Annotated in this window: 24 protein-coding genes and 1 pseudogene; 11 read left to right on the forward strand and 14 right to left on the reverse strand. The window is 71.5% G+C overall.

Annotation, left to right across the window (positions count from 1 at the left end):
- A partial coding sequence (locus DSY14_RS07990) for a methylmalonyl-CoA mutase family protein (protein WP_249187511.1) occupies nucleotides 1–1233 on the reverse strand: 1233 nt, incomplete at its 3' end.
- Nucleotides 1234–1451: 218 nt separating this feature from the next.
- Between DSY14_RS07990 and DSY14_RS07995 the strand changes: the two genes are divergently transcribed.
- A complete protein-coding gene (locus tag DSY14_RS07995) occupies nucleotides 1452–2132 on the forward strand; it encodes a hypothetical protein (protein ID WP_211715835.1) in 681 nt (226 codons plus the stop codon).
- Nucleotides 2133–2199: 67 nt separating this feature from the next.
- Here the strand turns inward: DSY14_RS07995 and DSY14_RS08000 are convergent, their stop codons facing one another.
- The 4 genes from DSY14_RS08000 to DSY14_RS08015 all read right to left on the reverse strand — a co-directional run bounded on the left by DSY14_RS08000 (nucleotide 2200) and on the right by DSY14_RS08015 (nucleotide 6881).
- Complete coding sequence (locus DSY14_RS08000) at nucleotides 2200–2604, reverse strand: spore-associated protein A (RefSeq protein ID WP_211715836.1); 405 nt, start codon at nucleotides 2602–2604, stop codon at nucleotides 2200–2202.
- Nucleotides 2605–2613: 9 nt separating this feature from the next.
- The gene (locus DSY14_RS08005; RefSeq protein ID WP_211715837.1) at nucleotides 2614–4251 is read right to left on the reverse strand and encodes a serine/threonine-protein kinase; all 1638 of its coding nucleotides are present in this window, start codon (nucleotides 4249–4251) and stop codon (nucleotides 2614–2616) included.
- Between the two features lie 391 nt (nucleotides 4252–4642).
- Nucleotides 4643–6136, reverse strand: coding sequence for a PQQ-binding-like beta-propeller repeat protein (locus DSY14_RS08010; RefSeq protein WP_211715838.1), 1494 nt, complete (start codon nucleotides 6134–6136; stop codon nucleotides 4643–4645).
- 112 nt (nucleotides 6137–6248) lie between these two features.
- Nucleotides 6249–6881, reverse strand: coding sequence for a YigZ family protein (locus DSY14_RS08015; protein WP_211715839.1), 633 nt, complete (start codon nucleotides 6879–6881; stop codon nucleotides 6249–6251).
- A 155-nt stretch (nucleotides 6882–7036) separates the two neighbouring features.
- Here DSY14_RS08015 and DSY14_RS08020 point away from each other — a divergent pair, with 155 nt between their 5' ends.
- The 3 genes and pseudogenes from DSY14_RS08020 (at nucleotide 7037) to DSY14_RS08025 (ending at nucleotide 8792) form a co-directional block, all read left to right on the forward strand.
- The gene (locus tag DSY14_RS08020) at nucleotides 7037–7693 is read left to right on the forward strand and encodes a hypothetical protein (RefSeq protein ID WP_211715840.1); all 657 of its coding nucleotides are present in this window, start codon (nucleotides 7037–7039) and stop codon (nucleotides 7691–7693) included.
- A gap of 43 nt (nucleotides 7694–7736) precedes the next feature.
- Nucleotides 7737–8048: pseudogene (locus DSY14_RS29430) on the forward strand (DUF3291 domain-containing protein); the annotation flags it as partial.
- A gap of 126 nt (nucleotides 8049–8174) precedes the next feature.
- Nucleotides 8175–8792 (forward strand): superoxide dismutase family protein, encoded by a 618-nt coding sequence (locus tag DSY14_RS08025; RefSeq protein WP_249187513.1) that lies wholly within the window; start codon nucleotides 8175–8177, stop codon nucleotides 8790–8792.
- A 13-nt stretch (nucleotides 8793–8805) separates the two neighbouring features.
- Here DSY14_RS08025 and DSY14_RS08030 read toward each other — a convergent pair whose 3' ends face one another.
- Together DSY14_RS08030 and DSY14_RS08035 are read right to left on the reverse strand one after the other, a co-directional pair.
- Nucleotides 8806–9501, reverse strand: a complete 696-nt coding sequence (locus DSY14_RS08030; protein ID WP_211715842.1) for a membrane protein insertase YidC — start codon at nucleotides 9499–9501, stop codon at nucleotides 8806–8808.
- A gap of 116 nt (nucleotides 9502–9617) precedes the next feature.
- Entirely contained in the window at nucleotides 9618–9917 is a 300-nt protein-coding gene (locus tag DSY14_RS08035) for a DUF6412 domain-containing protein (protein ID WP_211715843.1), read from the reverse strand.
- A gap of 226 nt (nucleotides 9918–10143) precedes the next feature.
- On the opposite strand from DSY14_RS08035, the gene DSY14_RS08040 reads away from it, so the two are divergent.
- Nucleotides 10144–10452: a hypothetical protein gene (locus DSY14_RS08040; RefSeq protein ID WP_211715844.1), complete on the forward strand. Its 309-nt coding sequence runs from the start codon at nucleotides 10144–10146 to the stop codon at nucleotides 10450–10452.
- On the opposite strand, the gene DSY14_RS08045 is transcribed toward DSY14_RS08040, so the two are convergent.
- Nucleotides 10442–11392 carry a sugar kinase gene (locus DSY14_RS08045; RefSeq protein WP_211715845.1) on the reverse strand — a complete coding sequence of 317 codons (951 nt, stop codon included), beginning with the start codon at nucleotides 11390–11392 and terminating at the stop codon, nucleotides 10442–10444. The genes DSY14_RS08040 and DSY14_RS08045 overlap by 11 nt on opposite strands.
- Entirely contained in the window at nucleotides 11389–12987 is a 1599-nt protein-coding gene (locus DSY14_RS08050; RefSeq protein ID WP_211715846.1) for an amidohydrolase family protein, read from the reverse strand. Before DSY14_RS08050 ends, DSY14_RS08045 begins: the two co-directional genes overlap by 4 nt.
- 184 nt (nucleotides 12988–13171) lie before the next feature.
- Here DSY14_RS08050 and DSY14_RS08055 point away from each other — a divergent pair, with 184 nt between their 5' ends.
- Complete coding sequence (locus DSY14_RS08055) at nucleotides 13172–13552, forward strand: RidA family protein (protein ID WP_211715847.1); 381 nt, start codon at nucleotides 13172–13174, stop codon at nucleotides 13550–13552.
- A gap of 56 nt (nucleotides 13553–13608) precedes the next feature.
- On the opposite strand, the gene DSY14_RS08060 is transcribed toward DSY14_RS08055, so the two are convergent.
- On the reverse strand, nucleotides 13609–14259 hold the full coding sequence (locus DSY14_RS08060; RefSeq protein ID WP_211715848.1) for a bifunctional 2-polyprenyl-6-hydroxyphenol methylase/3-demethylubiquinol 3-O-methyltransferase UbiG: 651 nt from the start codon (nucleotides 14257–14259) through the stop codon (nucleotides 13609–13611).
- A 202-nt stretch (nucleotides 14260–14461) separates the two neighbouring features.
- On the opposite strand from DSY14_RS08060, the gene DSY14_RS08065 reads away from it, so the two are divergent.
- Nucleotides 14462–14785, forward strand: coding sequence for a hypothetical protein (locus DSY14_RS08065; RefSeq protein WP_211715849.1), 324 nt, complete (start codon nucleotides 14462–14464; stop codon nucleotides 14783–14785).
- A 21-nt stretch (nucleotides 14786–14806) separates the two neighbouring features.
- On the opposite strand, the gene DSY14_RS08070 is transcribed toward DSY14_RS08065, so the two are convergent.
- On the reverse strand, nucleotides 14807–15421 hold the full coding sequence (locus tag DSY14_RS08070; RefSeq protein ID WP_211715850.1) for a TetR/AcrR family transcriptional regulator: 615 nt from the start codon (nucleotides 15419–15421) through the stop codon (nucleotides 14807–14809).
- Between the two features lie 195 nt (nucleotides 15422–15616).
- Here DSY14_RS08070 and DSY14_RS08075 point away from each other — a divergent pair, with 195 nt between their 5' ends.
- Nucleotides 15617–17293: an MDR family MFS transporter gene (locus DSY14_RS08075; protein WP_211715851.1), complete on the forward strand. Its 1677-nt coding sequence runs from the start codon at nucleotides 15617–15619 to the stop codon at nucleotides 17291–17293.
- Between the two features lie 72 nt (nucleotides 17294–17365).
- Here the strand turns inward: DSY14_RS08075 and DSY14_RS08080 are convergent, their stop codons facing one another.
- Both DSY14_RS08080 and DSY14_RS08085 read right to left on the reverse strand, forming a co-directional pair.
- A complete protein-coding gene (locus DSY14_RS08080) occupies nucleotides 17366–17815 on the reverse strand; it encodes a GNAT family N-acetyltransferase (protein WP_211715852.1) in 450 nt (149 codons plus the stop codon).
- Between the two features lie 134 nt (nucleotides 17816–17949).
- Nucleotides 17950–19203 carry an ATP synthase F0 subunit B gene (locus tag DSY14_RS08085; protein WP_211715874.1) on the reverse strand — a complete coding sequence of 418 codons (1254 nt, stop codon included), beginning with the start codon at nucleotides 19201–19203 and terminating at the stop codon, nucleotides 17950–17952.
- A 373-nt stretch (nucleotides 19204–19576) separates the two neighbouring features.
- Here DSY14_RS08085 and DSY14_RS08090 point away from each other — a divergent pair, with 373 nt between their 5' ends.
- From DSY14_RS08090 to DSY14_RS08100, 3 genes are all read left to right on the forward strand, one after another.
- Nucleotides 19577–20140, forward strand: a complete 564-nt coding sequence (locus DSY14_RS08090; protein WP_211715853.1) for a gamma carbonic anhydrase family protein — start codon at nucleotides 19577–19579, stop codon at nucleotides 20138–20140.
- A 318-nt stretch (nucleotides 20141–20458) separates the two neighbouring features.
- Nucleotides 20459–20956, forward strand: a complete 498-nt coding sequence (locus DSY14_RS08095; protein WP_211715854.1) for a hypothetical protein — start codon at nucleotides 20459–20461, stop codon at nucleotides 20954–20956.
- A 148-nt stretch (nucleotides 20957–21104) separates the two neighbouring features.
- A complete protein-coding gene (locus tag DSY14_RS08100) occupies nucleotides 21105–21854 on the forward strand; it encodes a hypothetical protein (protein ID WP_211715855.1) in 750 nt (249 codons plus the stop codon).
- A 110-nt stretch (nucleotides 21855–21964) separates the two neighbouring features.
- On the opposite strand, the gene DSY14_RS08105 is transcribed toward DSY14_RS08100, so the two are convergent.
- On the reverse strand, nucleotides 21965–24628 hold the full coding sequence (locus DSY14_RS08105) for a sensor histidine kinase (protein ID WP_211715856.1): 2664 nt from the start codon (nucleotides 24626–24628) through the stop codon (nucleotides 21965–21967).
- Between the last annotated feature and the right edge of the window lie 192 nt (nucleotides 24629–24820).

Genomic DNA, 24820 nt, shown 5'->3' on the forward strand with positions numbered 1-24820 from the left:
CTGGAAGAAGCCCCACCCCGCCCGGTACAGCCGCGCGGTCAACTCCTCCACATAGAACGAACCACCGGCCGGATCGATCACCCGGGACAGATGTGACTCCTCCACCAACAACGCCTGCGTGTTACGCGCGATCCGCCGCGCCAGATCATCGGACAACCCCACCGCCGCGTCGAAGGGCTCGACCGTGACCGCGTCGGCACCGCCCACCCCCGCGGCGAAACACGCCACCGTGGCGCGCACCATGTTCACGTGCGGATCCCGCCGCGTCAGCATCGCCCGCGAGGTCGTGGCGTGCACCCGCAGGGCGCGTTCCGACGCCGGCACCCCGCAGGCCTCCAACACCTGGTTCCACATCCCCCGCACCGCCCGCAGCTTGGCGATCACCGCGAACTGGTCGGCCTGGGCCGCCAACCGGAACTCGATCCGCCCGGCCGCCTCGCCCACCCCCAGCCCGGCCTCGACCAACCCGCGTAGATACGCCGTCCCCGCGGCCACGACCGCACCCAGCTCCTGGGCATCGGACCCACCGGCCTCGTGCACCAACGTCCCATCGGCCACGAACAACCCCAGATGCGGGTAGCGGGCCGCGTGCTCGGCGGCGAACCGAGCGGCCTCCCCGACGTCGGGGGCCTCGCCCGCCAGAGCGGCCGTGGTCAGCGGGTCCAACCCCAGGTGGGAGATGACCCGACCGTCGGGCACCTCGGCGTCGGTGTGCGCGTCGAGCAGGGCACGGGCGGCGTCGAAGGCGTCGGGACCGGCCGCCCGCAGGATGACCGGTGCCAGATCCAGGTGGACGTCGACCAGGGCCTGCGCCAGCCGGTCGACCGGCAACGCCTCTCCCCCGACCTGGATCCACAACGAGCCCACGCCGTTCATCAGGTCGTCGTGGACACGGCGACGCAGTGCGCCCGGGTCGGCGTCGCTGTGCCGGGCCCGGATGTCCCATCCGGACTCCGTGGACCCCTGGGGCCGGTAACCGCGGGTGAACGGCTCCAGCCCCGGGAAACCGGGATCGGCCTGTGGCGACGCCGAGGTGTACAAGGGCGCGATGTCGAACCCGTCCAGAGTGGGGGTGGCCAGTGCCTCCTCGGGCGCCTCGGCCAGGCGCTCCTCGGCCACACCGCTCTTGCGCAACACTCCCGCGACGAGTGCGCGCCACCGTTCGTGGTCGGCCGTCGGGAAGCCCTCGGTCAGGTCCTGGGCCTCGCCGGCCCCGCTTTCAGGGACGTCCATACTCCGAGATGGTAGAGAACCGCGTTCGGTCCCGGCGAGTCGGGGTGTGGTGCCCGGCACACCCGTGAGGGACGGGCTTCACCTGCGCTCATACCCGAAGACCGCGACGGCCACATTATATGACTTGGATCACATAATGCCTCTTCTCAGAACTTGATCAACTTCGGCGGCGACCAATCAGCGACCCCCTGAACAGCACTGACGAACAGGAACCCGCCATGATCGCCTCCACCCGCCGCCACCGCGCGGCCCTCGGCCTCGCCGCGGCCGGCGCCGCCCTGGCCCTCTCCGCCTGCGGTGCGGACGAGCCCGAGACCGGCGCCGAGGACACCACCGCCGCCGAAGCCGTCGACGAGGTCGAGGAGGAGGCGCCGGAGGTCGACACCTCCGCCTTCAACCAGGGACCCGTCCCCTCCGAGCGGCCCGAGATCGACGAGGCCGACCTGCCCGCCGAACCCGATTCCAGCGCCGAACTGAGCGACCGCATCGCCTGGGAGGCCCTCCAGCGCGTCTCCACGTTCGCCTCGGTGATCGACCCGGACGCCACCTCGACCTGCCCCGACATCGCGGGCGACGAGGGCGAGTCGGTCACCTGCACCGTGGACTACCTGGGCGAGGAGTTCGAGTACACGATCGACATCGAGTCCTCCGGCATCCTCATCAGCTACGACTGGAACCTGCCCGAGGGACCGCTGGTGCGCGAGGTCCTGGAGGACACGCTCCGCTTCAGCTCCGACAACGAGCTCGTGCTGTGCGACATGGAGTCCGACGTCGCCCGCGGTGAGACCGGCGGCGAGGGGCCGTTCCTGTGCCAGACCCTGGACGAGGCGACCGGCGACGTCGTCGACTGGGAACTCAGCATCTCGCAGTACGGCGCGTTCTCCTTCTACCGCGCCTGATGCCGCACCGGTCACCGACCGGCCGTACACGAACGGCCCCGCCGCGGCGGGGCCGTTCGTGTACGTCTCACCCGCAGTTGGTGCCGTTGCGCACGACCCAGGCGTCGCCGATGACCCCGCCCCAGTCCACGCACCGACCGGCGGCCTCCAGGTAGACCGGGCCGGCGTAGGTGGTCCACTCTCCCGGGTCGCGCCGCCACGAGGTGGCGTCACTGTGCTTGAGCACCGCGTCCATGGTCATGGCCGCGCCGGGGTCGGCCCGGATCACGACCACGCAGTTCCTGCCGTTGGTGTTGTTGTAGGTGAGGTAGATGGTGCCACCGGTGATGGCGGCGCTGTTGTTCACGTTGTAGCCGTCACCGCAGACCCCGTTGTAGGGCACCGAGGCCAGGGCCGGGGAGGCGTTCGCCAGAACCGTGGCCAGGGTCAGTGCCACCCCGAGGGCGAGCCACCGCCTCAAGGACGTGCGCATGGTTCCTCCTTACCAGGGCGGGGTTCCGGTGCCGCTGGTGCTGTGGTGCTCGACGAGTTCGGTGATGGTGGCGGTGCCGTCGGTCTCCTCCGTGTAGGTGACCTCCGCCGTGATGGTCCGGCTCCCGGTGTCGACGTGGTCGGTGAGCGCCGCCGGGTCGGAGGGGACCGAGCCGGCGTCCCCGTGGGCGACGGAGCCGCCCTCCCCCTGGCAGAAACTCCAGGCGCACACCACCGTGGCGTCGTCGAGTACGCCGTACATCCCGCTTCCGTTGGCCGGACGGAAGGCGACCACGTGGGTGCCGGACGGACGTGTCCCGCTCGCGTCCACCCCGGCGCCGACCGTCGCCATGACGGTGTGCGGCCCGGAGCCGCCCCCGGCGGTAGCGCCCTCGGCGTCCCCATCGGAACCCTGTTGACCCGTACCCGACCCCGCGGAGTCGCGATCGTCGGTGTCCGCGGGGGCGTCCTCCCCGGTGTCCTCCGCGCCGGACGGGGCGGTCCCACCGGCCCCCTCCCCGTCGTCACCGGGTTCGGCCCCGGCACCGAACCAGGACGTGAACGGCAGGGACCCCCAGTGGCCCGTGATGGCGACGCCGCCCAACGACACCCCCGCGAGCAGCACCAGGGCGGCCACCACCGACGCCACCCTCAGGCCGGTGCGCCCACCACGACACCTCCCCGGCACCGCGACCTCGCGTTCCTCGGGGGTGCGCACGCCGTGCCAGGTCGCTCGGAGCGTCGCGGTCACCGCGTTCTCCGCCGCCGCGGCCGAGGCGATGGGGGTGGGAGGACGTTCGAGATCGGCGAGTTGCGTGAGGGCGATGACCAACGCCATCGCGCTGGGGCGGCGGGCGGCGGCCTTGGACAGGGCCTGGCGGGCGAGTGAGGCGATCGGACCGGTGAAACCCTCCATGTCCGGCTCTTCGTTCATGACCCGGTGGGCCACGGCCGCGGGGTCTCCGGTCCCGAACGGTCGACGTCCGGTCGCGGCGTAGGTGACCAGGGCGCCCCACGTGAAGATGTCGTCGGCGGTGCTGACGGGCTCACCCCGGTAGTGCGCCGGGCTGATCCACCCGGAGGAGCCCAGCAGGGAACCGGTGCGGGTGAGCGCGGTCTGGTCGAGCGCCCGCGCGATACCGAAGTCCAGCACCCGCGGCCCCTCGGGGGCCATCATGATGTTGGCCGGTTTCAGGTCGCGGTGCACGACACCGGCGGCGTGGATCTGTGCCAACGCCTCAGCGATGCCCACCGCGAGCCCCGGCAGCAGGGGCGCGGGCAGCCTGCCCCCGCTCTCCCGCAGGTAGGCGTTGAGGGCCAGGCCCCGCACCAGAGGGGTGGCCAGCCACGGCCGGGTGCCCTGGGCGTCCGACGCCAACAGGGGAACCGCGCAGGCTCCGCCCACACGGGAGAGCATGTCGACCTCACGGGCGAAGCGCCCCCGGAACTCGGGGTCGGCGGCGTACTCGGGGTGGATCACCTTGACCGCGACCGGCGCACCGTCCCGCCCCTGCGCGGCGTACACGACGCCCATGCCACCGGCACCGAGCCGTTTGACCAGGCGATAGGGGCCGATGTCGGCCGGGTCGCCGGGCGTGAGATCGGTGGCCGTGGCGGGCAACTGCACGGAGGAGTGCGCAGGACTCATGGGGCTCACAGGTGCGAGGGCGGGGCGGGAGGTCTCCGGAAGAGCGCCGGACGCCTTGCGCGAAAGCGACCCGGAACCTGCATGGTAACCGGGCCTCGCCCCGACCTCTCGTGGCCCTCACCCGATTGGGCGCCCGCGGCCGGGAACCCCCGGCGGGTTCCGGTCACGCCCCGGGTCGCTCAGGCGGGGGACTCCCCGCGCTCCTGACGGCTCACCTCGCGAACGTGCCTGTAGTCCACCCGGTCGACGGGAAGGCGGGCTGGAAGGCGCCCGGATGCGCACCCGCCTCGGCCATCGCCCGCAGGAGCTCATCGGCGTGGTCGATGCGCACGGTGCCGCACGGGACCTCTCTCGTCTCGGGGCGGGGAGGATGTCGGCGGGTGCAGGCGCCTCAGTCGGTGTCGTCCTCGGGGGACTCCTCGGCGTCGGGCTCGTCGAGCTCGCCGTCGACGTCCGTGTCGGCTTCGGGTCCGGGGCCGTAGACGAACCGCTGACGCCCCTGGACGAGGATGGCGTGCCCGGTGTCGGTGACGGCCTCCACGTAGGCGTCCAGGTCCTCGGCGACCACGTCCATGGTCTCGGCCTCCAGCACCAACTGCCGGTCACCGTCCTCGTTGGAACGGGTGTCCCCGTAGACGAAACCGGCGTGGGCGAAGGCCGGGGAGATCGCTCCGGCCTCTTCCTCCAGCCCCCATCGGATCTCGCCGGCGACCAGGTCGACGGCGACCATCGGGGCTCCGCCGCTGGCCTGCGGCAGCAGGAGTGTGGCGGTGTCGGTGTCGTAGGGCCCTCCGGTGGAACCGCCGTCGTCGAAGCGGGCGGCCACCGGGTTGGCACCGGGCTCCCGCAGCGTCCAGAGAAGGTCGCCGTCGGACACGTCGTGCGCGGAGAGGGTCGAGGGGGCCTCGGGGCGGGCCCAGCGCAGCATCAGGACGTCCCGGGTGGCTTCCTCCTCCTGCACGTCCTCGTCGGGGTTCTCCTCGGTGTCCTCGTCGTCCTCGTCGTCGGACTCCCGGGCGTCCGGGTCCAGGGTCTCGAACAACCCGAGGACCTGCGGAACACTCGTGGGCGAGGTGGGCACGTCGAGGTCGTCGTCCTCACCGCTCACCGACCACAGGTGCTCACCCGCGTCGTCGGAGGCGACCGAGTAGGCGTGCAGGGCGGAGTCACCGTCGTCGAGCAGGACCGTCTCGCCCCAGGCGGCCACGGGGACGCCCAGGGGTGCGACCGGGTCCTCCTCGGAGTCCTCATCGACGTCCTCCTCGGGCGGCGCCTCCTCCGGGTCCGCGTCCTCGTCCTCGGCGGGTTCCAGGGTGTAGGTCCACAGCTCCTCGCCGTCGACGTCGAGCACCGTGTAGTCCCCGTCGGGCTCCTCCGCGCTCCAGTCGCTCGGCCGACGCACCGCCAGGCCGTCCAGGTAGAGGTCGCCGGCCTGTGCCGGTTCCCACAGCGTCTGTCCGCGGGCGTCCAGAACGAAGGGGCGGTCGTCGGCGTCGGTCAGGGCCAGGACGGGGTCGCCCGCGGTGTCGACGTCGATGCCGCGGAAGCGCGCCTCGCCCTCCCAGAGGAGGTCTCCGGTGGCGGCGTCGTGCAGGAGGTGGCGGTCCTCTCCCCCGGAACTGATGAGGAAGGCCCCGCCCACCGGGCTGATGCGCACGCCCATGGGGTCGTCGAGGATCTCGTGGACGCCCGCGTCGTCACCGTGCAGGTGCCGCAGGACCTCGCCCTCGATGCCGGGCGGGGGCTCCCCCTCGAACTCGGTGGGGACGGGGGCGCTCTCCTCGTCGGACGGTGGCGCGGGCGTCTCCGGGTCCCCGGTACACCCCGCGACCAGCAGCGCCACGAGGCCACAGGTCAGGGCCTGGGGCACGCGTGAGCTGCGCATAGACGGTCTCTCCCCATGAAACGATGACGATTACGGCAAATCCTAAGCCGCGTGACGGGCGAGTGGATACACGGAGCCCACCACTCGTTACCGGCACGTGAACACCGGGCGTTCACGTTCCGGCGTCCGGCTCCACCTCGACGATGGTGGTCCCCTTGAGCTCGAACTCGGCGCGACCGCCGGTCAGCTCGGCCAACCGGACCTCGAAGTCCGGCAGTTCGGCCTCGGGCAGGGCCACCTCGATCCGGACACGGTCCTCGTAGGCGACGCCGCGAACGGTGAGCGCGGAGTCGCGAAGATCGCTCTCCAGGCGTCCACCGAGAACGTAGTCCGCGTACACGTCCACCACCGTCAGGGTGCGGCGTTCCCAGAGCCCGAACTCCTCCACGGCGGCGGACACGGAGTTGCCGTAGGCGCGGATGAGACCGCCCGCGCCGAGTTTGGTGCCGCCGAAGTAGCGGGTGACGACCGCGACGGTGTCGGTGATCCGACGGTGGCGCAGCACCTCCAGCATGGGTACCCCCGCGGTGCCGGCGGGTTCGCCGTCGTCGCTGGAGCGCTGGACGCCCCCGTCCTCACCGAGCACGTACGCCGTGCAGTTGTGGTTGGCGTTCCAGTGCTCCTTGCGACGCTCGGCGATGAACGCGCGTGCGGCCTCCTCGTCGCCCACCCTGGCCATGGCGCAGATGAACCGAGACTTCCTGATCTCGATCTCGTGTTCGCCGCCGCGTCTGATCGTTCGCATGTCGCCTGTTCAGCTGGGTTCGTGGGTCCGACGCACAGTCTGCCACCTCCCGCGGCGGAGCCCACGCCCGGTCGTCTCGTGGACGCAGGGGGTGGTCAGGAGAGCACCGGCACGTTAATCTCTCGAAAAACAAGATATTTAGTCAGCGAGCTTGAATGACCTCCCTTCTCTTCGCGACGGTCACCGCGATGCACGCCGTACTGACGGTGTGGCTGGCCCGACGCGCCTGGACCGACCGCTCCCCCTACCTGGCGATGGTCGCCCTGGTCACCCTCGGCCTGGTCTACGACAACGGGATCGTGGCCGTGGGGCGCCTGGTGGGCGAGGGCGCCGTGCTCGAAGCCCTCAACCTGCCGCGCTTCCTGGTCCACGCCCTCATCACCCCCCTGCTGATCATCGCCGCCGTCGGCCTGGCCCGTGGGGCCGGCGCCCCATGGGCCCGGCTCAGGTGGGTCCACGGGGCCTTCTGCTCCCTGGCGACGGCGCTCATCGTGTACGGCCTGCTGTTCGAGGTCGTGGGCCTGGAACTGGTCGCGGGCCGCGAGGGGGACGCGCTGCGCTACACGGCGGTCGACCCTTCACCGCCCATCCCCTCCATCGCCGCCATCGTGGTGCTGATCATCGTCGGTGTGGCCCTGTGGCGCCGGGGCGGTGGGTGGATGGGCGTCGGCGCCGCGCTCATGTTCGTGGCCGCGGCGCTGCCGTCACTGCCGCTGGTCGTGACCAACATGGGCGAGGTGGCCCTCATCGTGGGTCTGGCCCTGACCGCCGTCCGACCGGTCACCGCCCCTCGCACGACCGCTCCCGTGTGAGACCGCTCGCGCGAGCATCGGTTCCGGCAGGGTCGGCCCGGCCGTGGCCCGTCGGACCTCGTGGGCGACCCCCGGTGCCCATCGCCCGGATCGACCCGGGCCACCTCCCCGCACCCCTGGCCGCCGCCCGGGGACGGTCGGCACCGTCGACCTCGCGGCCCGACGGGATCGCGTTTCCCTGTGGGATTCCACCCATCGGACCGTGCTCGTGGAACCGTCGCGGCAGCGTAGGGGGCGGCTCCCCTGTTGTGACTCGGCGAGGCCGGCCCCGTGGTGGCCTCCGGCTGGTACCGTCCCCACCCTGAAGGAGGCCGCCGAACGCGGGGAACGCCTGCGCGACAATGGAACCGGCCCCGAGGCGTTCAACCCCACGAGCGCCTCGACCCTTCGGGCACACCGGAGATTCCGCACCCGTAGTTATCTGACCTGCACTTTGGGTAACGTTGCGGACATCAAGCGACCAACAATCGGGAGTTCCGCCATGCGCACCACACCACCCGCCGTCGGTCTGGCCCTGACCGCCGTCCTCATCGCCGGGTGCGCCCAGGGAACACCTTCCACCAACGACGGTTCCGCGGCCACCGACGGCGCCGCCGCCCAGCCGACGGCGGAACCGAGTGTGACGGCGTCGATCTTCCTTCCGCCGGGCGAGAGCACCGGTGCCGTCACCTACGACGAGATCGCCGTGCCCGAGGGCGCCACCGCCGACGTCCAGGTGCGCGTCCAGGACGGTTCCACCTTCGTGCAGTTCACCGGGACCGGGCTGGAGGCCGACCGGGACTTCGGTGCCCACGTGCACACCGAGCCCTGCGGAGAGGACCCCGCGGACTCCGGCCCGCACTACCAGAACGAGGTCGACCCGGAGGCGACGGAGGACGAACCCTCCACCGACCCCGCGTTCGCCAACCCGGAGAACGAGGTGTGGCTCGACATGACCACCGACACCGGCGGCAACGCCCTGGTCACCTCCACGGTGGACTGGGAGTTCCGTGAGGGGGAGGCGAACTCCCTGGTGCTGCACGACGAGCACACCTCCACCCACGAGGGCCACGCCGGCACGGCGGGCGACCGCCTGGCCTGCGTGACCGTGGAGTTCTGAGCCCGTACCCGGATCAGTCCGGGATGAGCCGGCGCAGGACGAGCTTCTCGCCCAGCGCCCAGGCGGTGGAGGCGCACAGGTACAGGCCCGCCGCCAGCGGTACGAAGAGGGCGACGACGACGGTGACGAACTGCATGTAGGACAGGGCGGCGATCATGGGCGGCCCCGACGGGGCCGCCCGCATCGTCGGCAGCACCACGTACCGCCGGTTGGCCCAGGCCACCACCGCCAGCACGACGAGCATCACGACGAAGACCGGGGCGAACGTGCCGCCGACCACCGTGTCGCCCAACGCGACCCCGGCGAAGGGGCGCTCCAACAGCGCCTCGGTACCGGGGGCGACCCCGATGAACACCCCGTACAGGGCGATCACCAGGGGGATCTGGGCGAGCCCGGGCAGACATCCGGCCAGGGGGCTGGTCCCCGCCTCGGCGTAGACCTTGCGCTGCTCGGCGACCATGCGTTCGGGGTTCTTGCGGTGGCGCTCGGTGATCGCCGCCAGGCGCGGGGCCAGGCGGGCGCGCTGTTTCTCCGCGCGCGTCTGCGCCACCCCCAGGGGCAGGAGCAGCACACGCACGGCCATGGTCAGCACGATCACCGCCAGGCCGGCGGCGAGGGCCCCGGTGAACGGGGTGAGCAGATCGGTCAGTACGGCGAGGATCGTCGCGAGCACATCGATGACGGCCGCGATCGGCCCGAAGGTGTACAAGGTGAAGGCCCTTCGTCCAGGTGGAGAGTACGGACGTGGGCCGCTCGCCGGAGACCGCGGTGCGCGCGCACGGAACGTGCGGGTCGCATCGGACGTGCGAGACGTGCGGGCGGGATCTAACGAGCGGCCGGAAGGGCCTGTCCGGGCGCTCGGGGACGGGGGCGACCCGCGGCGTCGGGGTCGCACAGGGTGAGGACGGGCAGTCGCGCGGAGCGACGGCGCATCGCGTGTCCGGCCGGGGTGGCGCTGTCACCGACGGGCCACAGGGCCGTGCCCCGCAGGACCATCCAGGTGAGGGCGGCGCCGAGGGCCAGGGCCACCAGCAGCAACGCGGGTCCGTGGGCCCCGGGGGTGAGGAACTCGGTGGGCGGGGCGCCGAGAACGAGGAACTCGAGCAGGGGCAGCAGGAAGTGCACCCGGCCCCTCCTTTCGTTCTCCGTCGGCCCTCTCCGACCGTGGCACCGATCCTACCCAGCCACCACCAGACGGACAAAAGCCCTGTTCACCGTAGGGAGAAATTCCGCCGACACTCCGTCGACCCTCCCCTGCGTCGACGCGATCTTGTAGCTAAATGACACAGAGTAACCGACTCTGCCGTGCGTTCCCGGGCTCCCGCGAGCCCGGGGCGAAGAGGGGAATCCTGTGCCGATCCGCCCTGCGAACCTTGCCACCATGTCCGCGACCATCGCCGGAGCCATCTCGGGGATGGCGAGCAGGGAGGAGACCGCGCCCGTCCTCATCACCTTCGAGTCGGGCCATGAGCAGACCGTGGAGAACGGCGGCTGCCGCGTGTTGGAGACCGGCCAGGGCGGGGTGGTGGAGATCGAGGGAGAGTCGCGCTTCGCTCTGTTCGGCGGCACCAGCTGCCAGGGAAGCCGCACCCTGGCCTCGGGTCACGGCTCCGTGCGTTTCGGCACGCCGGTCCTGGCCGGCGCCATCGTCATCGGCTGAACGTTCCTCCGCCGGGACGTCCGACGGCGGCACGGATCTCGGCGACCCGAGCCGGAAGGGCCTCCAGGGTGTCGCCCTGAGAGCCCAGCACGGCCCCGGCCACGGCGTGGCCCAGGTCCAGTCGGCGCTCGACGGGCCACCCATCCAGCCGACCCGACAGGTACCCGGCCGCGAAGGCGTCACCGGCCCCGACCGCCTCCACGACCTCCACCGGCGGGGCGGGGACGAACACCGTGTCCTCCCCCTCGAAACAGGTCGCACCGTGCTCGGCGTCCTTGACCACCAGGGTCGGCACCTCCGGCAGCACCGCGCGCACGTCGGCCGCCTCGGGGGTGCCCCACAGGCGCTCGGCCTCGTCGCGGCCGACGAACACCACGTCGGCGCGCCGGGCCAGGTCCAGCAGGACCGGCGCGGCCTCCTGGGCCGACCACAGCGCGGGTCGGTGGTTCACGTCGAAGGAGCGCAGCTCGTCGCGACCGGCACGTCGGTCCAGCAGGTGCTCCACCAGGGTCGCGGCGCGTGAGGACAGCGCGGGGGTGATGCCGGAGACGTGGACCAGCCGCGCACCCCGGGACCAGACCCTCTCGGCGTCGGCGACCGACATCTCCGAGGCCGCCGAGCCGCTCCGGTAGTACAGGACCCCCGCACCGCCCGGCGCGGTGTCCTTCACGTACAGGCCCGTGGGCAGACGCGGGTCCACCTCGACCCCGCGCACGTCGACACCGTGCCGGGCCACCGCCCCGGTGACGATCCGCCCGAAGGGGTCGTCGCCCACCCGGCTCACCCAGGCGGCGGAGTGGCCCAGCACGGCCAGGGCGACCGCCGCGTTGGACTCGGCGCCGCCCGCGCCGACGCGCAGCCGGGAGCCCTCGGTGAGCGCCTCGGGCGAAGTGAGCACGGCCATGGTCTCGCCGACACAGACGGCGTCGATCGGGCTCATCGGCGGTTCCTGCGCACCGAGCGGCCGGGCAGTCGGTCGGTGCGTGCTCCGTCCCGGAGGGTGAACTCGCCGCCGATGAGCACGTGTGCGATACCGACGGGTGTGCGTCGGGGGTTCTCGTAGGTGGCGCGGGCGGCGACGGTCTCGGCGTCGAAGACGACGAGGTCGGCGTGGGCCCCGACCTGGATGACACCGCGGTCGGACAGGCCCAGGCGTTGGGCGGGGCGGGAGGACAGGTGCCGCACGCACTCCTCCAGGCTGAGCAGCCCGAGCTCGCGCACGTAATGGCCGAGGTAGTGGGGGAAGGTGCCCCAGCCTCGGGGGTGGGGTCGGTCGCCGACGAGGATCCCGTCGCTCCCGGCGGTGTGGGCGCTGTGCCGCATGATGGTGCGGATGTTCTCCTCGTTGCCGACCCGGAGGAGACAGCCGCTGCGCAGTTCGTCGGCGACCAGCAGGTCGGCGTACACGCGGCCGGGTTCCTCCCCGCTCACCGCGGCCAGGTCGGCGATGGAGCGACCGACCGCCCAGGACAGCGCCGGGTCGGCCGTGCCGGTGACGACGAGGGTGGACCAGTCCATGGGCACGCCGTGGTTGCCGTCGGTGCCCTCGTTCTCCACTTCCCACAGGATGCGGGCGCGGGTCTCGGGGTCGCGCAGGCGGGCGAGGGTGGCGGTGGTGCCGCCCTCCTGGGCCCACCCGGGCAACGGGGCGGCCAGGTAGGTGGCGCTGGCCCGGTAGGGGTAGCTGTCGAGGGTGACGTCGAGGCCGTAGCGGACGGTGGCCTCGTCGATGGCGTCGAGGACCTCGGGGGCGCGGCCGCGGTTGCGGGGGAAGTTGACGTGGCAGTGGGCGAGGTGGAGGGGAACGTGCGCGCGGCGGGCCACGTCCAGACACTCCTGGTAGGACTCCACCACCCGGGAGCCGTAGTTGCGGTGGTGGGGACAGTAGAAGCCGCCGGCGGCGCGGACGGGGCCGAGGAGTGCGACGATCTCGTCGTCGCTCGCGTACATGCCGGGGGTGTAGGTCAGGCCGGTGGAGAGCCCCTGGGCGCCCTCCTCCATGCCACGGGCGACCATGGCGCGCATCCGGTCGAGTTCGGCGTCGGTGGGGGGACGGTCCTCGTTGCCGAGCACCGCCATGCGCACGTTGCCGTGGGGGACGAGGTAGGCGGCGTTGGTGGGGGATCCCCGGTCGAGGAGGTCCAGGTACGCGCCGACGCTCCGCCAGGAGTGGTCCAGGTCGGGGGTGCCGTTCCAGGCGGCGATCTGTTCCCGGATCGGTTCGACGGTGGCGTCGGTGACGGGTGCGTAGCCGAGCCCGTCCTGTCCCAGGACCTCCAGGGTGACCCCCTGGCAGACCTTGGCCTCGTGTGCGGGGTCGGTGAGGAGGGCGAGGTCGGAGTGGGCGTGCATGTCGACGAATCCGGGGGCGACCACGAGGCCGGTCACGTCGATGGTGCGACCGGTGGATCGGGCGTTTCCGGGCGGGACGATGTGACTGATGCGGCCGTCGCGGAGGACGAGGTCGGCCAGGCGGGAGGGGCCGCCGGTGCCGTCGACGACCCGTCCTCCACTGAGTACGGTCTCGGGCTGCACTGTTCCTCCGTTCGGGTCACCGGCGCCCGGCGCGGTGGCGCACGGGTGGCGGTGGGGGCCAAGAGACGCTTCCGGTCGAATCATCGGTCACTTCGTCGCCGCAGGACGCGTAACCTGCGCGTGCACCACGTACGAGCGCGGACGCGCGCTCGTCGCGCACACGATCTCCGACCGAAGGAGCCCCATGTCGAAGCAGGCGGTCCAGACCGACCAGGCCCCCGCACCCGCCGGCGCCTACAGCCAGGGAGTCGTGACCGGCGGGTTCTTGTACACGGCCGGATTCGGCCCCCAGGAGCCGCAGACCGGACAGGTCGCGCCGACGGTCGGCGAGCAGACCCGGCAGGTTCTGGCCAACGTCTCCGCCGTCCTGGCCGTGCACGGGCTGACCTTGGACGACGTTGTCAAGGCCACCGTCCACCTGGAGAACCTCAAGGCCGACTTCCCCGAGTTCAACGCCGTCTACGAAGAGCACTTCACCGCTCCCTACCCGGTGCGGACGACCGTGGGTTCCGACCTCGCCAACATCCTCGTCGAGATCGACGTGGTCGCCAAGCTTCACGACTGAAGGATCCGGCCGCCCCGGAAGGAGCCCCGGGGCGGCCGGTCCCGTCACTGCGATACCTACCCCGATCGGCGGGCCCGGACCACCAGGTCGTGCACGGTGTGGGTGGTGCCGTCCAGCGTCTGCTCGCCGGCGCGGGCCTCGTCGACGAGGACCTCCCACTCCCCCTCGGTGAGCGCCGCGGTCACCGCGTCGCCCTCGTAGAAGAGTTCCGGCATCGGCGGTCGGGGGACCCCGGTCTCCAGGTCGCGGGGATGGTGCGCGACCACCAGCAGCTCTCCGCCGGGCGCCACCGCCCCGGCCAGCGCCGCGAACAGACGGGCCCGGGGGTTGGGGTACAGGTGCATGAACTGCACCGTGACCAGGTCGAACGCGGGTGCGGGCGGCGCCCATGCGGTCACGTCCGCCCGTGTCCACGTGATGCGTTCGGCGACCTCGGAGCCCCGGTCCCGGGCGTGGGCCGCGGCACGGTCCAGCGCGACGGACGAGATGTCGACCGCGGTCACCGCCCATCCCCGCTCCGCCAGCCACAGGGCGTCGGCGCCCTCACCACTGCCCACGTCGAGGGCGCGACCGGGCGCGAGCCCGGCGACCTCCGCCACCAGGTGCCGGTTGGGTGCACCGCTCCAGATCCGGCCCTTGGTCCGGTAACGCTCGTTCCAGAAGTCCTCGCCCATGTCCTCGGGCGAGGTTCCATCGTCGTGGGTCATCGATCGACCACCTCCGCCACCACTCTCGTCAGGTGCGGGCCCCGAGGCCACTTCCCTTGCCGGTACGGCAAAGACCGACCACGGCGGAGAAGCCGAGGAAAAAACCGGGGACCTCACGAGAAAGGATGAACCTTCGGCGGTGGAACCGTGTCAGAACAAGCGTCCGAAATCCCTTTCATAAAAACGATGAACAGGTAGCACCATGATCATCTGGCGCGGCTGGGGAATTCTCGTCCCCCTCATCGCGGCGGTCATCGCCGTCCCTTGTGCCGCCCTCACCGCCGAAGTGACCGGGCAACAGCATCTCGGCGGCCTCGGCGCCGGCGTCGGGCTCCTGCTCGCCTCGGTGGCCGTGTTCCTCGCGGGGAACAGGCTCAACACGCCCCGGCGGGGTTTCCACCCCGCGACCGGTCGGCCGGTGGAATACCGCAACACGCACACGTTCTTCTTCGTGCCGATGCAGTACTGGGCGTTCGTGCTTCCCCTGGCCGCCTTCGGGGCCGCCGCCACCGCGTTCCCCCTGTAGGGCGGCGCGGGCCCCGCGACCCTAGGGATCGTCCGGATCCGGGGCCCCGAAGTCCTCCAGGCACAGCTCCAACAGGGCCAGGACACGTTCGGTGAGCTGCGCGCGATCGCTCGTGCGCAGGGCGTCTCCCCCCTCGACCCGGCGGACCCGACTCAGACCCAGCAGCACCGCGGCGACCAGGGAGGCGTGCAGTCGGGCGTTCTCCCGCCCCAGGTACACGGTGAGCGGGTCGAGGAGCGCGCTCTTGAGTCGCCCCTGATAGACCGACTGCAGGTCGGGATCGCCGGCGGAGTGATCCAGCGCCCGTTGGAGCGCGCTCCCCTCCCCGTACAGCCGACTGACGGCGTGCTCGGCCAGCCGCCGGGTCAGCTCCTCGGGCGGCCCGTCGGTGATGAGTCGCGGGAAGACGCCGTCCTCGCGCAGGATCTCCGTGAGCAGTCCGGCCTTGGAACCGAAGTACCGGTTGATGAGCGCGACGTTCACCCCGGCGTGCGAGGCGATCATCCGGGAGGAGACCGACCCGAACCCCTCGTTGGTGAACAGCTCCTTGGCGCTCGTGAGGATGCGCTCCCTGGTCACCTCGCGACCGCGTGTGGGTGCGGTGGCACCGCCTCCGGTCTCGTCCGGACGCTCCATCTGCACACCCCTCGGCGGCCCGTCGATCTGACTTTCAGGAGACCAGGGTCCCACCTCGGTGGGCCGGACGCATACCGGAAGGACCCGACAGATATCGATTTGACAGGTCAACAGCGTTTACCTATACCTGATTCTGGATGCCCGCCCCCGGCTGTCGTGCCGCGGGGCTTTCGTGCGTCCGGAATCGGGGGACCCATGGAACAGTCGCTACGCGGGAAGTCCGCGTCACGAGAACCCGTCGCGAACGTGCGTCCCCCCACGGATCGTCCGACGACACCGGCGACCGAGCCCGTCCCCGACTACCCCCCGCGCCCCGTCGTCCGCAGGATCATGGTCGGCCTGGTGCTGGCCATGCTCACCTCGATGCTCACCAACTCGATCATCGGGACGGCCCTGCCCACGATCATGGGCGAACTCGGCGGTCAGGACCGGTTGGCCTGGGTCGCCACCGCCGCCCTGCTCACCATGACCGCCTCCACCCCCGTCTGGGGCAAGCTCTCCGACCTGTGGGGCCGCAAGCTCCTCTTCCAGGTGGCCCTGGGCATCTTCATCGTCGCCTCGTTGGCCGCGGGGTTCGCGCAGGACATCAACTGGCTCATCGCCGCCCGCGCCCTCCAGGGGCTGGGCGTCGGCGGACTCGCCACGCTGCCCAACATCATCCTGGGCGACGTCGTCTCCCCGCGTGAGCGCGGCCGTTACAGTGGCCTGATCGGCATGGTCTTCGGTGTGTCCACCGTGCTGGGCCCACTGGTCGGCGGGTTCCTGGTGGACAGCCCCCTGGGATGGCGCTGGTGCTTCCTCATCACCGTCCCGCTCGCCGTGGTGGCCTTCACGGTCATCCAGTTCATGTTCCGGATGCCGTTCGCGCCGCGCCGCAAGGCACCGGTGGACTGGTGGGGCGCCTCCCTGATCTTCAGCGCCGCGAGCACGGTGATCGTGCTGCTCAGCCTGGGCGGCACCCAGATCCCCTGGAACTCTCCGGCCGCCTACGCCATGGGGATCGCCTCGGTGCTGCTCACCGTCCTCGCGGTCGTGGTCGAGCGTCGTGCCGCCGAGCCCATCATCCCCACCCGCCTGTTCCGGGACCGCACGTTCGTGCTGGCCTCCGCCGGGTCGGTGACCGTCGGCATGATGATGTTCGGCCTCATCATCTACATGCCGCAGTACCTGCAGATGGTCCACGGCATGAGCCCCACGGTCTCCGGCCTGATGACGCTGCCGTTGGTGGGGTCCTTCCTCGTCACCTCGATCGGTTCCGGGTACGCCATCAGCGGCTCCGGCCGATGGAAGGTCTACCCGGTGGTGGGCATGGTGTTGTGCGTCATCGGTTTCACGGTGCTGAGCATGGCGCAGATCGACCCCGGGCTGACCACGGTCATCGTGGGGCAGATCCTCGTGGGGCTGGGCTTCGGGCTCAACATGCAGATCCTGTTGCTGGCCACGCAGAGCTCCCTGCCGCTCCGGGACATGGCCTCGGGCACCGCGTCGGTCACCTTCTTCCGCAACCTCGGCGGTGCCATGGGTGTGGCCGCCTTCGGAGCGGTCATGGTGGGCCGGCTCAACACCGAGCTCGCCGCCGCCTCCACCGCCGCCCGGGAGGCCCTGGCCACGGACACCGCCACCGGTGTCGACACCGGGGCCGAGGAGTTGTCGATCGGGTTGGAACAGGCGGCCGAGTCCGCCCAGGGCTCCCCCGAACTGGTGCACTCCCTGCCCGGTCCGGTCCGCGACGTGGTCGTGGGCGCCTTCGACCACGCGATGCTGGGCGTGTTCGTCGCGGGGATCCCCATCGCCGTCATCGGGTTGGTCGCGGTGTCCTTCATGAAGGGGGTGCCACTGCGCGGCGGGGGTCCGGCCCGCGACGATGACTGAGCCCGGTCATCCCATGACCGGGTTGTTCACGGGGACCGCCGTACGGGCGGCCCCGGCTCGCCCCGGGGCCGTTCAGAGGTAGCGGCGGAAGCCCTCGGCGGAGTTGGCGAACCCGAGGGTCTCGTAGAAGCGGTGCGCGCCCTGACGGCTCTCGTGGGAGAGCAGTTCGACCTTGTAACAGCCCGCGCGCGTGGCCCGGTCCAGGGCGTCCTCCATGAGCGCCCGACCGATGCCCTGGTAGCGGGTCTCGGGGTCGACGACGAGGTTGTCGACCACCGCCCAGGGCTGGGCGTCGTGGGTCAGGTTGGCCACCACCAGCAGATCCAGTGTGCCGATGATCTGGCCCCGGCGCTCCGCCACCAGGACGGTGCGATCGGGGTCGTTCTCCATCCGGGTCCAGGCCCGGACGGCGGCGGAGGACATGCGAACGTGCGCGCTCTGCGTGTGGGTGGTGTCACCGAGTCCGCGCAGGAGTCGCAGGATCGCACCGAGGTCGGACCGAATGGCCGCGCGTATCATCATGGCTGTCGGCATCGTAGCCCACGGCCTGCGACAAGGCGGACGTCCCCCTACAACCAGCCACAAAACGCCGAGGGCGGGACCGCTGGTCCCGCCCTCGTCCCGCCCAGGTGGCGGGGTACCGCGAAGAAACGTCCTCAGGGCTTGCGGATGACGCGCACACCCTCGTCGCCGGTCGGGGGCTGCTGCCGGCCTTCGGGACGACGGTAGATGCCGGTGATACCCGGGTCCCCGGTGTCGGACACGGGCTGCTGCGGGCCGCTCTGCGGCTGCTGCGCGGGCGTGGCCGCCTGCTGCTGACCACCGTGGTGGGGCTGCTGCGGGCCGCTCTGCGCCTGCTGCGGACCACCGGGTGCCTGCGCGGGACCGCCGGGGCGACCCTCGGGGGCCGGTCCGTTGAAGCGAGCGCCCTGCGGCGGCTGGGGCGCGGCGGTCTTGGGCTCGCCACCCTTGCCCTCGTCCTGCCGCGGTGCCTCGGCGCTCTCGGCCTGCTCGGGCTTGCCGAGCGGCGTGATGCGGACCGTCGCCTCGTCCGGGGCCTGCTGGGGCGCGGCGGCCTCGGCCTGCGCCGGGCGGGCGGACTCCGCGGTCCCGCTCTCCTGAGCCGGGGCCTCGGCGGGGGTCTTGCCCTCCGGTCCCCGACCCTCGGGCGCCTTGTTCCCCGGGGCCTTGTTCTCGGGCGCCTTGTTCTGCTGCGGGCGTCCCTGCGGGCCCTTGTCCTCGGCCGGGGCCGCGACCTCATCGCGAGACAGACCGGTCTCCAGGGCACCCGCCTTGTCCTCGGCGGTGACCAGGTCGGCCAGGGTGGAGTGCATGTCCTTCAGTCGGCGCAGCGCCTCGGCGTGCGTGGCCGTGAGGGTGGCCAGCCTGCGGTCGGCCGTGTCGTGGATCTTCTTGGCACGGGCCTCGGCCTCGCTCAGGCGCCGTTCGCCCTCCTGCTTGGCCTGCTCCCGGAGCTGGTCCGCCTCCTTCTTGGCACCGGTGACCATCTCCGTGGCCTCGTTGCGGGCGGTGGTGACGATCCGCTCGGCGTGCTCCTCGGCGTCCTTGCGGTGCTTGCCGGTCTCCTCCTCCGCCTTCTTCTGGGCGTCCTTCACCTCGGACTCGACCCGGGAGCGACGCTCCTTGGCCTCTTCCTCGGCGATCCGGAGGATCTCCGCCATGCGCTCGCTGATCTGCTCGTGCTCAGGCTTGACCTGGGCCTTCTCCCGAGCGATCGCGAGGTCGCGCTTGTACTGCTCCAGTTCGTCGTCCATCCGCTGGAGTCGCTCGCGGAGGTCCTTGAACTGGTTGTCCATTCGGACGTAGTAGTCGTCGACGTGCGCCTTGTCGTAGCCGCCCTTGCGCACTGTCGGGAACCTGTCTTGCTGCAGTCCGCCGCCCGGCAACATTTCGCTCATGTGCCTTTCATGTCCTTAACACCGTTGACTGCACGTCGCCGATGGTGTGAGTTGCCCCGTACTTGCTTCACGAACACCCAGGGGCCCCTTTTGCGATTTCTCCCCCGGGTGCCTGTTTCCCGCCCCGGCTCGGCTCGATGAGGGGCATCGGCCGAGAGCAGAGCGTCACGCCGTGGACAGAGTCCAAACGACCAAGGTAGACACGGGCCGCGCCGTCGCGTCAAGATCTCTGACGGGTACATCGCCGTGCGAACGCCGGCCACCTTCTTACTAAGGTATGCGCGATCATCCCCGCGCGGGGGCCGAGCGGTCAACTTCCTCCACTTCGGTCCCAGGGGAACCGACCTCGGGAAGGACGTGGAACATGGGAAGCACAACGGACGACGGAGGCCTGTACCGGGCCGAGGGGGCGCGCATCGGTGGCGCCCCGTTCGGCGAGCCGGACCTCCACCCCACCGCCTGGATCGCCCCGGGAGCGGTCGTGATCGGCCGCGTCCGTCTGGGCGCCGAGAGCAGTGTCTGGTACGGCTCGGTCCTGCGCGCCGACACCGAGGACATCGTGGTCGGTGACAAGGTCAACATCCAGGACCAGTGCGGTCTGCACTCCGACCCCGGGCAGCCCGCGATCCTCCACGACAACGTGAGCCTGGGGCACAAGGCCATGGTGCACGGCGCCATCGTCGAGGAGGGGGCGCTCATCGGCATCGGCGCCATCGTCCTGGGCGGTGCCCGGGTCGGCAAGGGCGCGCTCGTGGCGGCCGGTTCGTTGGTGGCCCCGGGCAAGGTCGTCCCCCCGAACACGCTCTGGGCCGGTGTTCCCGGCAAGGTCGTGCGTGAACTGAACGATGACGACCGCCTCGTCCTGGAACACACGCCCACCGCCTACGCGGCCTACGCCGTGCAGCACCAGGACGTCGCCTGGCGCTGAGGCCGGGCCCCGGGCCGCCCGGCGGATCCGATCCATGCCGGTCACGCCACCGTCACACCGCGTATGGTCCTCTCGGGGGAGAAGGGATAGAGTCTTCCGTCCCTTCCCGCCCAAGAGGAGTCGACACTGTGTGACTAGCCCGGGTGGGGGGAGGGGTGGTCCACCCGAGTCATGCGCGGCGGGTGTCGGCGAACGTAGCCTGATAAGTGCTCGCGCTCTGTGGGAGCGGTCATCGTCGCACTCGCCCCCTCACCCGAACCGCGTGGGTGATGCCGTTCTGTCCGGCGAGACCGTCGATCCCTCGGAGGTGAGCACCCGTTGAACCACGGCACCGGGCTGCGTGACCGCCTCCACGATCACGTCGCCCTCGACGAGATCGAACTCTACGCCGAGGTGCTCATCGCGGTCGCCGACGTCGACCACCGGCTCAGCCTCGGCGAGATCGACCGTGCCCTGGGGCTCGGCGCACGCGGTGAGGAGGGTCCCTCGGCACGGCCCGAGGACGGCGTGGGTGCGGAGCACACGCCCGGTCGGGACGCACGGACCGAACCCCACCCCGCCGAAGCCTCCGGCCCTTCGGTGTCCGAGGGGCCATCGCCGCACACCACCGCCCCCGCGCCCCGGGCGCCCGAACCACGCTCCGCGGATCCGCAGGCCGGACTGGACGAGGCCACGCTGCCGAACCCGTTCGCCGGCAGGCCGATCCGCCGGTCGCTCCCTGCGCCGTGGATCCTGCCCCGGACCGTCGGGGAGGTCCACGCGCACGGCGCACCCCACGGGCCCCTTCTGCACAGGCTCGCGCCCTGGTACATCTGACGGTCGGCCGGCACGGCCGCCCACGTCCTCCGGCGAAATCGGCCTGATCCGGCCACGTCCGCCCCGCTCCGGCCGCCGCGCCACCGGGTACTGAACCCTCTGGACCCCTGTCCACCGGTCATGCCCGGTCGCCCTCGCAGGAGCACAGATGAGACAACCCGAAAGCCCCCTCTCCGAGGTCGAGAGGGACCTCGCCCCCCGTGAGCACGTCGACGAGCCGAATCGGGCGCGGACGGTCACCTTCACCATCGCCATCCTGGTGACGATCGTCTTTCTCCTGGTCACGGCCGTGGGTATCACCCGGCTCCTGTCGGACGACGCCCCCCAGGCCGTGCCGGGGACCGAGACCACCGACGAGGCGGCGGAGGGGACGGCGGGCGAGGACGCGGAGTCCGGCGAGGACGCGCGGGGGCAGGACACTCCGGCCCCCTCCGGTACCGTCTCCGATCCCGGTGCCGGTCTGGCCTTCGCGCTCCCCGGCGAGGGGTGGCAGCGGCTCGGCGACGACCAGGTCCCTCCGGAGTACAGCTCGTACACGGTGTACGGCCCCCTGGAGGACCCCGAAGCGATCATCGTGACCGGCAGCGAGGAACTCGGTCCGCTGGAGCCGCTCGGCCTCACCGCCGTGGACATGGCGACGGACATGGTCGAGCGGTTGGCCACCGATGACGGTGACCTGTGGATCGAACCCGACGGAGCCACCGAGGTGGACGGTCGTTCCGCCTTCGGCGCGACCATGGGCGCCGGCTCCGGCGCGGGTGACGACTCCTACGGCCGGTTCGTGGTGGTGGAGCTCGGTGGCGACCAGGGCGGGTTCATGCTGGGCCTGAACACGGGCGGGGGCGCCGAGGCCACCGAGGGCATCGACGCGGCCTTCGCGTCCGTCGGCACGCTCTGATCGACCCCCCGGACGCCTCGCGGCGCCCCGGTCCAGGGCGTCGCGGGGCAGGGGCGAATCCACGGGTCGCGGGGTCGCGCTCCGGGCGCTCGCGAACGGCCGAAGCCGGTTCAGAGCGGGAGGACCGCACGGAGCAGGAACCCGCCCTCCCGAGTGCGGGAACCGGAGACCGTCCCACCGCTCGCCGACAGACGCTCGGCGAGCCCGGTCAGCCCGTTGCCGCCGTTCGCGTCCGTCGCGGACCCCCCGGCCCGGTCGTTGTGCATCTCCACCACCAGCGTGTGGGGGCCTCCCACGTCCCCCCGCACCCGCGTGAAGGTGATCTGGCACTCTTCGGCGTCGCTGTGCCGCAGCACGTTGGTCCCGCCTTCCCGGACGACCCACGCGGCCAACTCCGCCACCCGGGGAGGTGTCCGGCCACCGTCCAGACCGGTGACCGTCGTGCGTGTGCCCCGGGTCTGCAGGACCGAGACGACCGAAGCGATCTCGTCGTCGAGGTCGACCGCGCGGTCACCGCTCACCGCGGAGCGCACCTGTCCCAGTGCCTTGCGGGCCAGGTCCTGGACCTCCGCCAGTTCGGCGGCGGCCCGATCCGGGGCGCGGTCCATCAGGCGGCCGGCGAGCTGTGCCTTGACCGCCAGCGCCGAGAGGCTGTGCCCGAGCAGGTCGTGCATGTCCCGGGCGAAGCGCAACCGTTCCTCGGTGACCGCCAACCGGGCTCGGGCCTCCTGGCCCAGGACCGCCTCCCTGCTGACGTCCCAGAGCCAGACGGTGAGCAGCGTGGTGGAGGCCATCGACAGGGCGAGCACGATCGCGATCACCCAGACGACCCCGTACACCGGGAGGTTGGTGATGGCAAAACCGTAGGTGGGGAGCAGGAGGATCGGGGACAGGAGCAGGACGACGGAGACCGCGACGGTGGTGCGCCGGGGCGCCAACAGCACACCGATCGACCACCAGAACGCGAGGCTGTTGAGGGTGGTGACGGGTGAGTCGAGCAGGACGGCCGTCACCGCCAGCAGACCGAGCGAGGTCCAGTAGAGCTTCGGGGAGGGCGCCCGATCGCCGTCGAGCCGGGCCCGCAACATCAGGATGAGCAGGAGGACGTTGGGCACGCTGAACCCCGCCGCGGCCAGGCTGGTGGCCGGGCTCGCGCCGACGTCATCGGCGAGGACCAGTTCCACGAGGGGGATCAGGAGCAGGGACAGGCCTATGAGCCCGAGCAGGACGAAGTTGATCATGCGGGTGATCCGATACCGGCGGTCGGCTCGGCGTTCCGGGTCCACGGAGGCCCGGGTGAGCGTCGGGGCGCCCGCCGGGACGGACACCGGGCCCGCGACGGTGCCGGTCGACACCGCCAGGGGGTGTGCGGACGGTGACGTGGACGCGGCCCCCTCCAGGGCCGTGGCGACCCCCTCGCCTCGCGCGCCCGCCCCTGGGACGTCGTTCGAGGGCAGGGGCAGGACGGTACGCAGGCGGAATCCACCGTCGTCGGTACCCGTGGCCTCCAGGGAGCCTCCGGCGCCCTCCACACGTTCGGCCAGCCCCGAGAGCCCGCTGGTGGACTCCGCGCCGTCCTTGGTCCCGGGCTCCACCCCGTCGTTGGTCATCTCGACGACCAGACGGCGAGGGGACGCTCCGTCCGCCTCGACCACGGAGAACACGAGCCGACAGTGGTGGGCGGTGCTGTGCCGGAGAACGTTGGTGCCTCCCTCCCGGACCACCCAGGCGACCAGCGCGGCCGTTTCCCGTGGCAGCTCCAGACCGCGCAGACCGGAGACGGTCGTGACGGTCTTGTTCTGTTCCAGGACCGCCCGGACCGAGCCGACCTCGGTCTCCAGGTTCAACTCCCGATAGCCGCGCACCACGGAGCGCACCCGTTGCAGGGACCCCCGGGCCGACTCGTGCACGAGGTCGATCCGTCTCCGGGCCGCCTCCGGGTCGGTGCGCAGGAGCCGCCCCGCCCGGTCGGCGCTGACGGCGAGGGTGCTCAGCTCCGAGCCCACCAGTCCACGGATGTCCTCCGCGAAGCGCAGACGTTCCTCGTTCACGGCCAACAGGGAGCGGGCCCGCGATCCCTCCACCGCCTCCCGGGTCGCGTCCCACATCCAGAAGGTGGCGACGCAACCGATCCAGATGACCAGGACCGCCAGGACGGCGAACACGAAATCGGGCACGAGCAGGGCGGGCGGGTATCCGGCCGGGTCGAACAGGAGTCGTCCCCACCCCAGGAGCACCAGTGCCGGGGTCAACCAGAGGGTCCTTCTCAGAGGGGCCATGAAGACCAGGAGGCACCAGGCGCTCGCGCAGGCGGAGAAAACGTAGAAGGGCACCTCCAGCAGGAGGCACATGAGGACGAGGACGCCCAGACAACCCCAGTACAGGCGGGGGTCGGCGACCGCGCGACCGTTCACCCTCTCCCAGGTCATCCGCCATCCGAGGACCGTTCCCACCGCCCCTACGGCCAGGGCGGCGATGGAGGGCCACAGGGGCGGTTCCGGGCCGAGCCAGCGCGTCGCGGGCGCCTCGGTGGAGGGCAACCGGAGGAGCAGTTCGTAGGTGGGCCAGAAGAGGAACAGCAGTCCCATGGCGGACAGGAAGAAGAGGACGGTCCGACGCAGGAGGCGGAGCTTACGGGTGTACCGTCCCCGGTCCGCGGTTCCGAAGGGGTCGGTCGCCGCACCGGGCCCATCGGCGGGCTCCGCACGGTCGGCGTCGGTCCCCTCCTCGTCGGCCGGACGCACCGCGCCGGCCTCCGTTCCACCCTCTCGCACCGCGTCCGCCCCTCTCGCCACCGCTCGACCGCGTCCGCGCACACCACCGGTGTCACGGCCAACCGGATACGACCCTCATCCGTCCTCTTCAAGGTAGAGCCCGGCGCACCCCTCCGGACGGTCGTCCACAGGCCGAGTTCCACCGATGGGGAACGCGCCGGGGAGGCCCCCGTCCTGGGACTTCCCGGCGCG

The organism is Nocardiopsis sp. MG754419 (assembly GCF_018207095.1).
Classification (GTDB): domain Bacteria; phylum Actinomycetota; class Actinomycetes; order Streptosporangiales; family Streptosporangiaceae; genus Nocardiopsis.

Excerpts from the sequence above, each read along its gene's own strand:
- DSY14_RS08070 (WP_211715850.1), bottom strand. The coding sequence starts at position 15,421 with ATGGAGCGTCCGGACGAGACCGGAGGCGGTGCCACCGCACCCACACGC.
- DSY14_RS08045 (WP_211715845.1), bottom strand. The coding sequence starts at position 11,392 with ATGAGCCCGATCGACGCCGTCTGTGTCGGCGAGACCATGGCCGTGCTC.
- DSY14_RS08100 (WP_211715855.1), top strand. The coding sequence starts at position 21,105 with ATGAGACAACCCGAAAGCCCCCTCTCCGAGGTCGAGAGGGACCTCGCC.
- DSY14_RS08015 (WP_211715839.1), bottom strand. The coding sequence starts at position 6,881 with ATGCGAACGATCAGACGCGGCGGCGAACACGAGATCGAGATCAGGAAG.
- DSY14_RS08065 (WP_211715849.1), top strand. The coding sequence starts at position 14,462 with ATGATCATCTGGCGCGGCTGGGGAATTCTCGTCCCCCTCATCGCGGCG.
- DSY14_RS08020 (WP_211715840.1), top strand. The coding sequence starts at position 7,037 with ATGACCTCCCTTCTCTTCGCGACGGTCACCGCGATGCACGCCGTACTG.
- DSY14_RS08025 (WP_249187513.1), top strand. The coding sequence starts at position 8,175 with ATGCGCACCACACCACCCGCCGTCGGTCTGGCCCTGACCGCCGTCCTC.
- DSY14_RS08005 (WP_211715837.1), bottom strand. The coding sequence starts at position 4,251 with ATGAGTCCTGCGCACTCCTCCGTGCAGTTGCCCGCCACGGCCACCGAT.
- DSY14_RS08090 (WP_211715853.1), top strand. The coding sequence starts at position 19,577 with ATGGGAAGCACAACGGACGACGGAGGCCTGTACCGGGCCGAGGGGGCG.
- DSY14_RS07995 (WP_211715835.1), top strand. The coding sequence starts at position 1,452 with ATGATCGCCTCCACCCGCCGCCACCGCGCGGCCCTCGGCCTCGCCGCG.
- DSY14_RS08060 (WP_211715848.1), bottom strand. The coding sequence starts at position 14,259 with ATGACCCACGACGATGGAACCTCGCCCGAGGACATGGGCGAGGACTTC.
- DSY14_RS08055 (WP_211715847.1), top strand. The coding sequence starts at position 13,172 with ATGTCGAAGCAGGCGGTCCAGACCGACCAGGCCCCCGCACCCGCCGGC.
- DSY14_RS08085 (WP_211715874.1), bottom strand. The coding sequence starts at position 19,203 with ATGTTGCCGGGCGGCGGACTGCAGCAAGACAGGTTCCCGACAGTGCGC.
- DSY14_RS08080 (WP_211715852.1), bottom strand. The coding sequence starts at position 17,815 with ATGATGATACGCGCGGCCATTCGGTCCGACCTCGGTGCGATCCTGCGA.
- DSY14_RS08010 (WP_211715838.1), bottom strand. The coding sequence starts at position 6,136 with ATGCGCAGCTCACGCGTGCCCCAGGCCCTGACCTGTGGCCTCGTGGCG.
- DSY14_RS08000 (WP_211715836.1), bottom strand. The coding sequence starts at position 2,604 with ATGCGCACGTCCTTGAGGCGGTGGCTCGCCCTCGGGGTGGCACTGACC.
- DSY14_RS08075 (WP_211715851.1), top strand. The coding sequence starts at position 15,617 with ATGGAACAGTCGCTACGCGGGAAGTCCGCGTCACGAGAACCCGTCGCG.